4 protein-coding genes are annotated in these 15,785 nt (G+C 34.9%); all 4 read left to right on the forward strand.

The features are described 5' to 3' along the window. The first annotated feature begins 49 nt into the window (after positions 1–49). Positions 50–3,499: a condensation domain-containing protein gene (locus FJR04_RS19730; protein WP_168497922.1), complete on the forward strand. Its 3,450-nt coding sequence runs from the start codon at positions 50–52 to the stop codon at positions 3,497–3,499. 54 nt (positions 3,500–3,553) lie between these two features. Beyond that, complete coding sequence (locus FJR04_RS19735) at positions 3,554–4,594, forward strand: TauD/TfdA family dioxygenase (protein WP_168497924.1); 1,041 nt, start codon at positions 3,554–3,556, stop codon at positions 4,592–4,594. 165 nt (positions 4,595–4,759) lie between these two features. Beyond that, positions 4,760–13,489: a non-ribosomal peptide synthetase gene (locus FJR04_RS19740; RefSeq protein WP_168497926.1), complete on the forward strand. Its 8,730-nt coding sequence runs from the start codon at positions 4,760–4,762 to the stop codon at positions 13,487–13,489. A gap of 15 nt (positions 13,490–13,504) precedes the next feature. Then, positions 13,505–15,785 (forward strand): condensation domain-containing protein (locus FJR04_RS19745; RefSeq protein ID WP_168497928.1); only part of this gene is annotated, 2,281 nt, incomplete at its 3' end.

Here is a 15,785-nt window from a genome sequence, read left to right on the forward strand (position 1 = left end):
ACTGGCTTCAATTCAATTTTCTTGTGTGCATCAAGGTTGTGAAAGTACAATGACTCAATCTATCAATGATTTTTCTACCGTTGTAGAATTACTACGTTACAGGTGTTTAAAACAACTAAATACTGAGGCTTTTACTTTTTTGCTTGATGGAGAAGCACAAGCAAAGTCTTTGACATATCAGGAGTTAGACCGTCAAAGTAGAGCGATAGCGCAAGTGCTGACTTGTCAGTTCGCCTGTCAGTTACAAGTATTAAATTTGACTGAACAACGGGCGTTACTGCTGTACCCACCGGGTTTAGATTATTTAGCAGCGTTTTTTGGGTGTTTGTATGCAGGTGTGGTAGCTGTTCCCGCTTATCCACCGCGCAACCATCGCAACACACCCAGAATCCTGTCAATTCTCAAAGATGCTGAAGCGGCGATTGTTTTAACAACGACCACGATTTTACAGCAGATACAATCTTTATTAGTCGCCGAAGCAGACACTAATCTGCGTTGCTTAACTACCGATGATATACAACCTGATATCGCTGTTGACTGGCGCGAACCGCCTATAAATTCAGATACTCTAGCATTTCTGCAATATACTTCTGGTTCTACAGGTACACCCAAAGGTGTGATGTTGACACATGGTAATTTAATCCATAACGCAACCATGACTTATGCTTGCATGGAACATTCCCAACAAAGCAAGTTTGTAACCTGGCTGCCGATTTATCATGATATGGGATTAATTGGTGGGGTATTGCAACCTTTGTACGGTGGTTTTCCTTGTATTATGATGTCGCCAGCATCCTTTTTGCAAAACCCTTATCGCTGGTTAGCAGCAATTTCTGACTATCAGGGAACTACTAGCGGTGCGCCTAATTTTGCCTATCATTTATGTGTGGAGAAAATTACTCCTGAACAACGCGCTACCTTAGATTTGAGTAGTTGGGATGTGGCTTTTAATGGTGCAGAACCTATCCGTCAGCAAACCTTAGAACTGTTTAGTCAAACCTTTGCAGATTGTGGTTTTCGTCCTCAAGCTTTTTATCCTTGTTATGGCATGGCGGAAGCAACTTTAATGGTTTCAGGAACTGTAAAATCAGCCTTACCTGTAACTCTTTCAGTGGAAAAAACAGCATTAGAACAGCACAAAATTATCCCTACCAATTCAGATGAAAATATTGTTAATTTAGTAGGTTATAATCTTTCCATACCAGGACAAAAAATTGTCATTGTTGATCTTGAAAATTGCACTCTTTGTCATGAAAATGAAGTAGGGGAAATTTGGGTATTTAGTCCCAGTGTTGGACAAGGTTATTGGCAACGTCCAGAGGAAACTAAGGAAACTTTTAAAGCTGAAATTAAAGATAGCAATGAAGGTGGTTTTTTAAGAACTGGGGATTTAGGTTTTTTCCATAATGGGCAACTATTTATTACTGGTAGAAGCAAAGATTTAATCATTATTCGCGGGCGTAATCTCTACCCCCAAGATGTTGAATTAATAACAGAAAATAGCCATTCGGCATTACGTCGCAGTGGTGGAGCAGCATTTGCTATAGATGTGGGAAATGAGGAAAAACTAGTTATAGTTCAAGAATTAGAATTTCGGGCTAAACCAGATTTTTTAGAAGTTATTGCAGCAATTCGTCAAGCTGTTTCCCAACAATTTGAAATTCAAGTTTATGCAGTCGTTTTAATTAAAGGTGGGACTATTCCTAAAACTTCCAGTGGTAAAATTCAACGTCGTGCTACCAAAGTGGAATTTTTAGCTGGTAATCTCCAAGTTGTGCATAGTAGTATTTTAAATTATGAAAATTTAGGAGAAGTCAAAGCTGAAAATATCGAATCTTATTTACAACAAATAGTATCCCATTTATTATCAATACCCTTCAATGAAATTAATGTACAACAGCCTTTAAGTAATTTAGGGATTGATTCATTACAAGCATTTGATTTAAAAAATCGGATTCAGAAAGATTTAGGAGTAACAGTTTCAGCAGTTGATTTATTTGAAACGAGTATTATTCAAATTGGCAAACAAATATTGTCAACAAATCAAACTAATATTCAAACCATCCAGCGTGTTTCTAGAAATAGTGAATTACCTTTGTGTTTAGCCCAAGAGCGTTTATGGTTTCTTGATCAATTAGAACCAGGTAATCCATTTTATAATGTAGCGATCGCTATTAGATTAACTGGTAAACTGGATGGAGTAATTTTAGAAACCAGTTTGAATGAAATTATCAAACGTCATGAAAGTTTAAGGACAACATTTGTCGCTGTAGCTGGGAAACCAGTTCAGGTTATTCATGAGAGTTTAGAAGTAAAATTTTCACATTTTACAACTCAGGAAAATTGTGACATTGATATTCAAAGTTTGATTTTACAAGAAACTCAAAAGCCTTTTCACCTGGCTGAACTTCCCCTATTAAGAGGAAAGTTACTAACTCTAAAACCTGATGAAAATTTGCTGATAATTACCATACATCATATCATTGCTGATGGTTGGTCAATTGGGGTACTTATCCAAGAATTAGCAACGATTTATGCAGCATTTACTGTTAATAAACCTGCGCTTTTACCAGAGTTGAGTATTCAATATGTAGATTATGCTTATTGGCAAAGAAATTATTACCAATCTGATATTATTGATCAGCAGCTAAATTACTGGAAACAACAACTTAGTAATAGTGCAGCATTGCTAAATCTTCCCACAGATAAACCTAGACCAGCAATACAAACCTTTACAGGTAAAAAGGAATTTTTTACCATTCCAGCAGAAATAAAAGCAGGTGTGAAAAAATTAAATCAACAAGAGGGTGTAACTTTATTTATGACTCTTTTGACAGTGTTTAAAACCTTGCTTTACTGCTATACTAAACAAGAAGATATTTTAGTTGGTTCGCCTGTTGTAGGTAGAAACTGGCGAGAGACTGAAAATTTAATTGGCTTTTTTATTAATACTTTAGTTTTTCGCAGTGACTTTAGTAGCAACCCCAGTTTTCGAGAATTACTTAAACAAATACGTGCTGTTGCTTTAGATGCTTATGCTCATCAGGATTTACCTTTTGAGAAGTTGGTAGAGGAGTTAAAACCAGAACGGAACTTGAGTTATAATCCCTTGTTTCAAGTGATGTTTATTTTGCAAAATGCGCCGATACCAACCGTTGAAAATTCAGAATTAACTTGGCAACCAGAAGAAGTAGATGTTGGTACTTCTAAGTTTGATTTAAAGCTGAGTGTTTGGGAAAGTGATCAGGGAATAAATGGATCTTTTGAGTACAAAACAGATTTGTTTGCAGCTACGACTATTAAACTCATGGTTAGTCATTATGAGTTGATTTTACAGACTGTGATAGCAAGTCCTGATATTCAGGTTCATAAGTTAGTTAATATCGTTCAGAAACAACAGTTTGATCAAAAGCAGGAATTACAAAATATTAGTCTACAAAAGTTGAAGTCTATTAAACGCGCTGCTGTTTCTCGGTTTGATCAAAGTGGAAATTTTTGAATAACGAACCGCAGGTACGCAGAGAAGGAAGAAAAGTTTTTAGGAGTGTGAATAATGCCTGATATTCAATATGGTAATGTAGCAGTAAAACCTAGTCTCAAAAGTTTTGGTGAAATCAGAAGACAAGCTGTTACTCAGTTGGTACAAGTAGCACCTTTAAAAGTTGATGAAACTTTGCCATTGTTAATTGAAGCTAATATTGCAGGTGTTAATCTTGTCAGTTGGGTAGCGAGTAATTTAGAATTGGTGAAGAGTTACTTGTATCAGCATGGTGGTATTCTATTTCGTAATTTTCAAGTTGCTGATGTTGAGGAGTTTGAAGGGTTAATTAGAACTGTATCTGGAAATTTAATAGAATACCGCGATCGCTCTTCCCCTCGTAGTGCAGTTTATGGTAAAATCTACACATCTACAGATCATCCTGCTGATCAAAGTATTTTTCTCCATAGTGAGAATTCCTATGCAGCAACCTATCCTCTCAAAATCTTCTTTTACTGTGTGACACCAGCACAGCAAGGGGGAGAAACACCAATAGCAGATACAAGGAATTTATATCAAAGCATACCAGCAGAAATTAGAGAGACTTTTGCCCAAAAGCAAATAATGTATGTGCGGAATTTTGGTGAGGGTTTTGGCTTACCTTGGGAAACTGTATTTCAAACTCATAACCGTCAAGAAGTAGAGGCTTTTTGTGATGATCAAGGGATAGAATTTGAGTGGAAAACAGGAAATAAATTAAGAACTCGGCAAATACGTCCAGCAATTTCTAAACATCCTGCTACTGGTGATTTGGTTTGGTTTAATCATGCTGTATTTTTTCATATTTCAACTTTAGAAAAGGGGATGAGAACAGCGTTATTATCTGAGTTTTCAGAAGCAGAATTACCCCATAATACCTACTATGGTGATGGTTCACCAATTCCAGTAGATGTATTAGATAAACTGCGGGATATTTATCAGCAAAATACAATAGTCTTCCCTTGGCAACAAAGTGATATTTTGATGTTAGATAATATGCTGACTGCACATGGTAGAAACCCTTTTATTGGTAAAAGAAAGGTTGTAGTAGGAATGTCTGAACCTTGGAGAAGTTAATATTACAGCTTCAGGTGAATAAACTCATTTTTTGTTTCACGCAGAGTCGCATAGGCTCAGAGAGGTATCAAGAGTGTGGTTTAAATAAATATATGAAAACTGCTGTAATAAAAATCTTTTTAAGAATTGAGTAACACAGAAATAAATAGAAAATGGGAGTAAGATATGCTGATGAAAGTTAACGGTTTTGAATTGTCTCCACAACAGAAATATTTATGGCATTTACAACAAGATGATAGTTTTAATTATTGTGTTGTCGGTGCTGTATCAATTAACGGAAATTTGCAGATAGAAGTTTTAAAATCGGCTGTAAATCAAGTTATTAAAAATCATGAAATTCTCCGCACCAATTATCAAGATGTAACGGAAATGAATTTCCCTCTACAAGTTATTAATAATCAAGGTCTGTTTTTGTATAAAGAATATGATTTAAGTAGTTGTAATTTTCAGGAACAAAAGGATAAATTACAACAAATATTTAACGGGTTTCTCAATTTAAACTTTAATCTAGAAACAGGTGCTGTTTTAAATTTATCTTTGGTGAATATTGCAGCTAACAAATATATTCTATTAATGGCTTTACCTGCTATTTGTGGAGATAAAATAACATTACAAAATTTAGTTAAATTAATTAGTGAATCTTATGCTGCTATCAGCCATCAAGAAGATATATTAGATGATGAAATGTTACAGTATGCTGACTTATCTGCGTGGCAAAATGAACTGTTAACAGGAGTAGAAACACAAGCTGGTAGAGAATATTGGAGTAATTTAGATTTTTCAGCTTTAACAGCATTACATTTACCTGGTCAAAAAACTGCAAATTTAGAATTTCAACCAGAAAGTTATAGCTGTAAATTAGATGTAGATTTGACTAATAAAATTAATAGTTATCTCCAATTGAATGATATTTCTCTCAGTGAGTTTTTATTGACTTGTTGGAATATACTATTATGGAAACTAACAGGACAAGATAATTTAATTATTGGTTTTGTTTCTGAAGGTCGTAAATATCAAGAATTAGAATTAGCTTTAGGTTTATTATCTAAAACCTTACCAATTTCTGTTTATATCCAAGGAACAGATAACTTTTTAGAAATTTGCGAGCAAATCCAAATCAAATTAGTAGAGGCTTTTAGTTACGAAGAATATTTTTTATTAGACAAGGAAACCGAATTTTTACCTTTTGCTTTTGAACTTGAACCAGAATTAGTTAATTATCATAGTGATGAAATTGAGTTTTCAATTTATCAGCAAGCTGTTTATACTGATAGATTTAAAATCAAACTTTCTAGTTATGATCAAAATAACTCTCTTGAGTTAAAACTAAGTTATGATAGTAATTTATTTTCATCTGATTATATTCAGCAGCTATTAAAACAATTTTGTACGTTATTAGAAAGTGCTATAACTTTTCCTGATTTACCAATTTCACAATTACAAATTCTCGATCAAACAGCAAAGCAAAAATTACTGCGAGAGTTTAATGATACTCAAGTTGATTATAATTACTATCAATGTATTCATCAACTCTTTAGTGAACGAGCAATTAATACACCTGATAAAATAGCACTCATTTTTGAAAATGAAACATTTACTTATGCTCAATTAAATAACCGTGCCAACCAAATAGCAAGATACTTACAAAAATTGGGCGTTGGTTCTGATATTTTAGTAGGTTTATGTGTTAACAGATCACCATTAATGGTATTGGGTATTCTCGCTATTTTGAAAGCTGGTGGTGCTTATGTACCTCTAGATCCAAGTTATCCACAAGAGCGTTTAGCGTTCACGTTGGAAAACTCCCAACCCAAGGTTTTATTAACTCAATCACATATTAAACTAGAACTACCAACAGATACAATTCAGGTAGTTTATATAGATGAAATTGATAATTTTATCAATGAAGAATCTCAAAAAAATTTAATAGATACCAACTATCCCCAAAGTTTAGCTTATGTAATTTACACTTCTGGTTCTACAGGTAAACCCAAAGGTGTGCGCGTCACTCATGCTAATTTGTGCCACTATGTCCAAGCAATGCAAAAAGCTTTAGATATTACCGCTGATGATATTTATTTACACACAGCATCTCTCGCTTTTTCTTCTTCAGTTAGACAATTATTAGTTCCTTTGACGCGGGGTGCAACGGTGAAAATTGCCACCCAAGAACAACGTCAAGATCCCTTAGCACTATTTCAAGGAATTAAGCAAGATCAGGTTACAGTTATTGATATTGTCCCTTCTTATTGGCGTAATTGTAATTACATTCTGGGTAATTTAGCATCAAATTTAAAAAAGTATTTATTAGATAATCAACTGCGCTTAATTGTTTCTGCTAGTGAACCTCTATTATCTGATATTCCTGTTACTTGGAAATTTGATTTGCAACATCAGTCCCGTCTGATTAATATGTTTGGTCAAACTGAAACTTGTGGTATTGTTGCTACTTATCCTATTAATATAGAAGCAGATACACCAACCAAAATTATCCCTTTAGGTCAACCCATTGCTAATACACAAATCTATATTTTAGATCAATATTTACAACCATTACCTATGGGTGTAACTGGTGAATTATATATAGGTGGTTGGGGTGTCGGACAAGGATATTTACATCGTCCTGATTTAACTGCGGAAAGATTTATTCCTGATCCTTTTAGCTATGAACCAGGTACAAGACTATATAAAACTGGTGATTTAGGACGTTATTTACCAGATGGCATAATCGAATTTATTGGACGTAGTGACTATCAAGTAAAAATTCGGGGTTTTCGCATTGAATTGGCAGAGATTGAAGCTCTTTTAACTCAATATTCCCAAGTTAGAGAAGCGGTAGTTATAGCACGAGAAAATGAGAACAAGGATAAACAATTAATAGCTTATTTAGTTGCTAAAAATTCAGAGACTATAGATTTACATCAACTAAATAAATTTTTGCAGGACAACTTACCTAATTATATGTTACCCTCTCACTTTGTCATTTTAGAAGCCTTACCCCTGACTCCTAATGGTAAAGTAAACCGTCAAGAATTACCAGCACCAGAAGAATTATCCCCGCACAAACAAGGTACTATTATTGCACCACGTACCCCAATAGAAGAAGTTTTAGCGGCAATATGGATCAAAATTTTGGGTGTTAAACAAGTAGGAATTACAGAAAACTTTTTTGAATTAGGTGGACATTCTCTATTAGCGACACAAGTAATATCTCAAATTCGGGAAGCTTTTAAGGTTGAATTACCTCTCCGCAGTTTGTTTGAATTACCAACTGTAGCAGAACTAGCACAGCGTGTAGAAAAAACATTAAAAACAAAACAAAATTTAGCAGTTTTACCCATAAAAAAAGTTACAAAAACAGATAATTTACCATTGTCTTTTGCTCAACAAAGATTATGGTTTTTAGACCAATTACAACCAGGAACTTATGCTTATAATCTCTCTAGGTCGGTAAGACTACAAGGAAACTTAAATATTGCTGCATTAGAACAAAGTTTTAACGAAATTATCCGCCGTCATCAAGCTTTACGTACTACTTTTTTAAGTGTGGATGGTGAACCAAAACAGGTAATTATTGCAGAAATTTGTATTTCTTTACCTGTGGTAAATTTACAGAATTTACCACCAGAACAACGAGAAATAGAAGCTCAAAATTGGACTAAAAATCAAGCCAATTATGCTTTTGATTTAACTACCGCACCATTATTAAATGTCCTACTTTTACAATTAGCAAAACAAGAGTATATTTTGTTGTTCACAATCCATCATATTGTGGCTGATGGTTGGTCAGCAGGGGTAATAATTCAAGAATTAGCTGTTCTCTATGAGTCTTTCTGTACAGGTAAAGCTTATGAATTACCTAGTTTAAATATTCAATATGCTGATTTTGCAGTTTGGCAAAGAACACAGTTACAAACAGAAGTCTTTTCTGCTCAAATGGACTACTGGAAACAACAATTAAATGGTAATTTACCAGTATTAAAACTTCCTTTTGCTAAACCACGTCCAAAACAACAAACTTTTACTGGTAAAAAGCAGATATTTACACTTTCTCCTGTTTTGAGCAATGAATTAAAATCTTTGAGTCAAAAACAAGGTGTAACGCTGTTTATGACTTTATTAGCAGCTTTTAAAACTCTGCTTTACCGTTATACCGGACAGGAAGATATTTTAATAGGTTCACCTATTGCTAACCGTAACCGTAAGGAAATTGAAGGTTTAATTGGCTTTTTTGTCAATACTTTGGTATTGCGATCGCAACTTAAAGATAATCTGAGTTTTAGTGATTTTTTAAAACAAGTCCGGGAAATAACATTAGGAGCATATACCCATCAAGATTTACCTTTTGAATTGTTAGTAGAAGAATTACAACCGGAAAGAAATCTGATTCATACACCACTATTTCAGGTGATGTTTGCCCTACAAAATGCGCCTGGGGATGGCTTAAAGTTGTCAGGTTTAAATTTAGAATATTTGCCTATAGAAAATAATACGGCTCGATTTGATTTGAGTTTATCTTTTATAGAGAATGGTGAAAGTTTAGTCGGAGAATTGGAGTATAACAGCGATTTATTTGCTGTTGATAACATTAACTGGATGCTGGGACATTTAGAAACTTTGTTAACAGATATCGTTAAACATCCAGATAAGTCAATATCAGAATTATCTATACTGACACCAGCAGAACAGCAGCAAATATTGAGAGAGTGGAATTATACAGAAGCTAATTATCCTCATGTCTGCGTTCATGAGTTGTTTACCACCCAGGTAGCCAAGACACCGAATGCTGTGGCTGTGGTAGCTGGTTCGCAACAGTTAACTTATGCAGAATTGGATACAAAATCGAATCAACTGGCACGATATTTAACCAGCTTGGGTGTAGGTAAGGAAGTGCTAGTGGGTATTTGTAGCGATCGCTCCCTCTCCATGATCATCGCCATCATTGCAACTATCAAAGCAGGTGGCGCATACATCCCACTAGATCCTACATTTCCGCAAGAGCGTTTAGGATTCATGTTAGCAAACTCAGAAATCCCAATTTTACTAACCCAGCAACATTTATTACCCCATCTCCCCCCCCATAATGCCCAAGTTATTTGTTTAGATCGGGACTGGGAAAACATCGCCTCTCAGGAAACAAACACCCCTGATAGCAACATTCAGCCGGATAATTTGATTTACACCATCTATACTTCTGGTTCTACAGGCCAACCTAAAGGTGTACAAATTACTCATAGAAATGTGGTAAATTTCCTGACTGCAATGCACCAGCATTTACACTTAACTCAGGCAGATAGTTTACTGTCAGTCACTACCCTATCTTTTGATATTGCGGTTTTAGAAATTTTTCTACCCTTAATAACAGGAGCTAAATTAATATTAGTCAGTCGAGAAATAGCAACAGACGGTACACAGTTATTACAACAACTGAATAATTCTGCTGCAACCATTATGCAAGCTACCCCTGCGACTTGGCGAATGTTATTAGATGCCGGTTGGGAAGGAAATTCACAACTAAAAATCCTTTGTGGAGGCGAAGCCTTACCTCAAAATTTAGCTGATCAATTATCCTCAAGATGTTATCAACTTTGGAATTTATACGGTCCAACAGAAACAACTATTTGGTCTACAATTCAGCAAATTAAGGATAGTCAAAAAACCGTTTCTATTGGTCGTCCTCTAGCTAACACGCAAATTTATATTTTAGATCAATCTCTACAACAAGTCCCTGTAGGCGTTCCAGGAGAAATGTATATTGGTGGTGCTGGTTTAGCACGGGGTTATTTTAAGCAACCAGAATTAACTCAAGAAAAATTCATTTCTAATCCATTTATTCCCGAAACATTACTCTACAAAACAGGTGACTTAGCCCGTTATTTTACCAATGGAGAAATTGAATATTTAGGACGCATTGACTATCAAGTAAAAGTTCGTGGTTTCCGCATTGAATTGGGTGAAGTTGAAGCAGTTTTAGAACAGCATTCCGCAGTGCGTCAATGTGTAGTTATGGCGCGGGAAGATGTACCAGAAAATCAGCATTTAGTTGCTTATTTAGTTGTTGAAAACACCACTATTGATCAACTACGTCAATATTTACGGCAAAAATTACCTGAGTACATGATACCCAGTGCTTTTGTCTTTTTAGAATTTTTACCTTTAACCCCTAATGGTAAGGTAAACCGTCGCGCTTTACCTGCACCAGAAAATACTCAATTGGAAACAGATAATTTTGTGTTTCCTCGTTATCCAGTGGAAGAAGTTTTAGCTGCAATTTGGACTCAAGTTTTAGGTGTTTATCAAGTTGGTATTTATGACAATTTTTTTGAATTAGGTGGACATTCTTTATTAGCAACTCAAGTTATTTCTCGGATTCGGAAAATCTTATCAGTAGATATATCATTGCAACATTTATTTGCATTTCCCACCATTGCCGAACTAGCGAAGGAAATTCAACAACTAAATAGTGAAAGTATTTCGACAATTACACCTGTTTCTCGTGACGGAAATTTACCTTTATCTTTTGCTCAAACTAGGTTATGGTTACTAGAACAACTCAACCCTAATAGCAGTATTTACAATATGCCCGCAGCCGTTCAGTTAGTGGGTGAATTGAATATACAGGCATTAGAAAAAAGCATCAATGAAATTATTCGCCGTCATGAAGTTTTACGCACTAGCTTTATTTTAGGTGATGGTCAACCTTTACAAGTAATTGTTGCTGATGTACAGTTAAAAATACCTGTAGTGAATTTGGGAGAATTGACGAAAATTGAGCAACAAAAAGCAATTAAATGTTATACTATAGATGAATTTGAACTACCATTTAATTTACAACAAGCACCATTATTAAGATGCAAACTCTTGCAACTAAACCAACAAGAATACATCTTATTATTTACGATTCATCATATTGTTTTTGATGGTTGGTCAACGGGTATATTAATTAAAGAATTGGCAGCACTATATTCTGCTTTTAGTCAAAATCAAACTTCACCTTTACCAAGATTACCTATTCAATATGCAGACTTTGCAGTTTGGCAACGTCAACATTTACAAGGTGAAAGACGAGAAATTTTACTCTCTTATTGGCAGCAGCAATTAGCTAATTTACCCGTTTTACAATTGCCTACAACCCTTCCCCGTGCAGAAGTAAAAACTAACCGGGGTGCTAGTCATACATTCTTGATACCTGCTACAATATCACAGAAATTACAACAGTTATCACGGCAAGAAAGTGTTACTTTATTTATGACACTGCTGGCGAGTTTTACAATTTTATTGCAACGTTATAGCAACCAAGATGATATTGTTATTGGTACAGATATTGCCAACAAAAATCAAGCAGAAATTGAATCATTAATTGGCTTTTTTATTAACTTATTAGTTCTCCGCACTGACTTAACAAGAAATCCCACTTTCCTGGAATTATTACAACGAGTTCGTACCCAAACATTAGCAGCTTACGCTCATCAAGATTTACCTTTTGACGAATTAGTAAGAGAATTACAACCTGAGCGTCAGGTAAGTAATACAGTCCCATTATTTCAAGTGTTATTTGTCCTGCAAAATACACCAAACTCAGCCTTGGAATTACCAGGACTCACCTTACAATTATTAGAAGTAGAAAGCAAAGTAGCCAGATTCGATTTAGCCCTATTCCTCACAGAAACCGAGCAAGGTATAGAAGGGAAATGGCAATATAACGCCGATTTATTTGCTTCAGATACTATCACTAACTTAACCAATCATTGGCAAACATTAATCAACAGTATTGTTAACCAACCTCAAAGCCATATCAATACATTAGAAATGCTTACAGCAGCAGAAAAGGAACAACAAATTATGCAACAACAGGAGCGTAAAGCAGCTAAAAGACAAAAATTCATGAGTATTGCTCCCAAGGCTGTTAATCTATCAGTAGAGCAATTAATTAAAACAGATTATTTGCAAGATGGGAAAAAATTCCCCTTGGTAATTCAGCCCCATAATGCAGAAATTGATATCATATCTTGGATAGAAAATAACCGCTCATATTTGGAAACAGAATTATTTAAACATGGAGCGATTTTATTTAGAGGTTTTGATGTAAAATCAGTTTCAGAGTTTGAAAAATTAGCTCAAACAATTTGCCCTAATTTATTTGCTGAATATGGCGACTTACCCCGCACAGATGAAGGTGGTAAAGTTTATGGTTCTACTCCTTACCCAGCAGATAAAGCAATACTGTTTCACAATGAAAGTTCTCATTTACATTCTTTCCCTTTAAAGATTTGGTTCTACTGTGTTCAACCTGCGGATAAAGGTGGAGAAACGCCAATTGTTGACTGTAGAAAAGCTTATCAATTACTTAGTCCTCAATTGCGAGAAAAGTTAGCCATTAAACAGTTAATGTACGTGAGGAATTATGCTGAAGGTTTAGATGTGAGTTGGCAGAATTTCTTTCAAACCACAGATAAACAAGAAGTAGAAAATTATTGCCATCAAGCAAAAATTGAATTTGAATGGTATAATAATAATGGTTTAGTTACTCGCCAAATTCGTCCAGCTTTAGCAGTACATCCCAAAACTGGCGAACCTGTATTTTTCAACCAAATTCAATTACACCATATCTCCTATTTAGATACAGATGTTAGGAAATCGCTGCTATCTATCTTTGGAGAATCAAAATTACCCCGGAACGTTTACTTTGGTGACGGTACACCAATTACAGAAGCAGAAATTGCCGAAATTAATGCAGTTTATCAACAAGCACAAACTAGCTTCCCTTGGCAAAAAGGTGACATTATCATGCTAGATAATATGCTGACTGCTCACGCTAGAAATCCCTATTGGGGAGAGCGTAAAATCGTTGTCGCAATGGCAGAAATGATTAATATTCAAGATATTCAAAAATAAGTATTCTTCAAAACTATGCAAACTCAAGTAATTAGTGGCTTTCAACTTGCTCCTCAACAAAAAAGACTGTGGCATTTACAGCAAAACAGTTCTGCGTTCTGTTCTCAATGTAGTATTTTAATTGACGGTAATCTCCAACCAGAAATACTGGAAAATACTATTCATCAACTTGTCAATCATCATGACATCCTGCGAACAAGTTTTTATCGCCCACCAGGAGTAAAAACTCCAGTCATGGTAGTAGCAGATAAGAATTCATTGAATTGGCAATATTTAGATTTAAGTAATTTATATCAGGAAAATATTTCTTCAAAAATTCAAGAATTATGCTGGCAAGCAAGACAGGAATATAAAAATAAATCTCAAGATTTACCACTGCGGTTATGTTTAATAAAACTGTCAGATAATCAGCATATTTTAATTATTTCTCTACCTGCTTTGTGTGCAGATAATAGAACAATTAAAAACTTGGTTAATCAAATTAGTCAAGGTTATGAGCAAAGTTGTCAAGGTAAAGAAATAAGCGGAGACTATGTGCAGTATGTCCAATTTTCTGAATGGCAGAATCAATTACTTACAGATGAAGATGCAGAAGAAGGAAGAGCATATTGGCAACAACAAAGAATTAACTCTTTATCAGCATTAAAATTACCTGATGAACGACAAATAAAGAACCATAAATTTGTCACTGAGCGTTATCAATTAGTTATTAGTCAGGAATTATTGACTCAAATTAATGCGTTTGCTCAAAAGTATGAAAAAACTCCTGATGTGGTTTTACTAGCTTGTTGGCAAATATTGATTTGGCGACTCACAGGAGAGGCAGAAATTGTTATTGGTACAGCAGCTAGTCGCCGTGAATATGAAGAACTTAATGATGTACTTGGCTTATTAGCAACTTGGCTACCAATTAAAACTAAATTTACCCCCAATTTAAACTTTAGAGAAGTATTAGCAGCAGTAAAACAAACATTAGAAAATGCTACTGAATGGCAAGATTATTTTGTACCTGAAGCGGTGGAAAATGATGGTTTGATAGCGTTTCCTATCGGTTTTGAATTTAATAATATTTCTGGTCAAAACTCTCATGATACAAAAGTTAAATTCACCTTACAGGAGATATACAGCGTTATTGAACCTTTCAAAGTTAAACTCTCTTGTACACAACAAAATCATAGTTTAATGGCAGAATTTTACTATGATATTAATTGTTTTTCTCAATTAACAATTCAAAGATTAGCGAAAAGTTTTCAAACATTATTGATAAATATTATTAATAATTCTGATATCCCTATCAGTCAATTAGGAATACTCAGCGCCAGTGAACGCCAACAATTATTAATTGAATTTAACCAAACAAAGGCTGATTATCAACGTGATAAATGTATTCATGAATTATTTGCAGAACAGGTAGGAAAAACACCTGATCAAATTGCTGTGGTATTTGAAAATGAAGAAATCACATATCAAGAATTAAACTGTAAAGCTAATCAATTAGCGCATTACTTACAGAAATTGGGAGTTAAACCAGAAGCAGTAGTAGGAATTTGTGTAGAGCGATCACCCAAATTTATCGTCTCTTTATTAGCTGTTCTCAAAGCTGGTGGTGCTTACCTACCAATCGATCCCAATCTTCCCCAAGAGGCGTTACAATTCCGCTTAGAAAATGCTCAAGCATCCGTTTTAATTAGGGAACAGGAAATAGAAAATAGAGAACAGTTTCTAAATATTCTAGAAGTAAATTTAGAGAATGATTGGAAAATTATTTCTCAAGAAAGTACAGATAATCCTATTAACAATGTCCACCCAAGAAACCTAGTTTATATCATTTATACTTCCGGTTCAACAGGTAAACCTAAAGGTGTTGCAGTTGAACATCAACAATTACTTAATTACCTATATGGAATATTGCCAAAGCTAAAACTTCCTACTAATGGAAGTTACGCCAACGTTTCCACATTTGCCGCAGATTTAGGTAATACCGTCATTTTCCCTTGCTTGTGTAGTGGTGGCAGTTTGCATATTATATCTTGGGAACGGGCATCAGATCCGGCTGCATTAGCTGATTATTTCCGCCGTCATCCTATTGACTGCTTGAAAATAGTTCCTTCTCATTTATCAGCTTTGTTAAGTTCCCAGTGTTGGGAAATTGTACCCCGTCAGTTACTAATTCTTGGTGGTGAAGCTGCTGATTGGAATTTGATTGAGAAAATAGAAAAAAATGCGCCCCATTGTCGAATTATTAATCACTATGGTCCCACAGAAAATACAGTTGGTGTACTCACCTATTTAGGGG

Origin of the sequence: Anabaena sp. UHCC 0204 (genome assembly GCF_009711975.1) — a bacterium.
In the GTDB taxonomy this organism is placed as follows: Bacteria; Cyanobacteriota; Cyanobacteriia; order Cyanobacteriales; family Nostocaceae; genus Dolichospermum.

Excerpts from the sequence above, each read along its gene's own strand:
- FJR04_RS19730 (WP_168497922.1), top strand. The coding sequence starts at position 50 with ATGACTCAATCTATCAATGATTTTTCTACCGTTGTAGAATTACTACGT.
- FJR04_RS19740 (WP_168497926.1), top strand. The coding sequence starts at position 4,760 with ATGCTGATGAAAGTTAACGGTTTTGAATTGTCTCCACAACAGAAATAT.
- FJR04_RS19735 (WP_168497924.1), top strand. The coding sequence starts at position 3,554 with ATGCCTGATATTCAATATGGTAATGTAGCAGTAAAACCTAGTCTCAAA.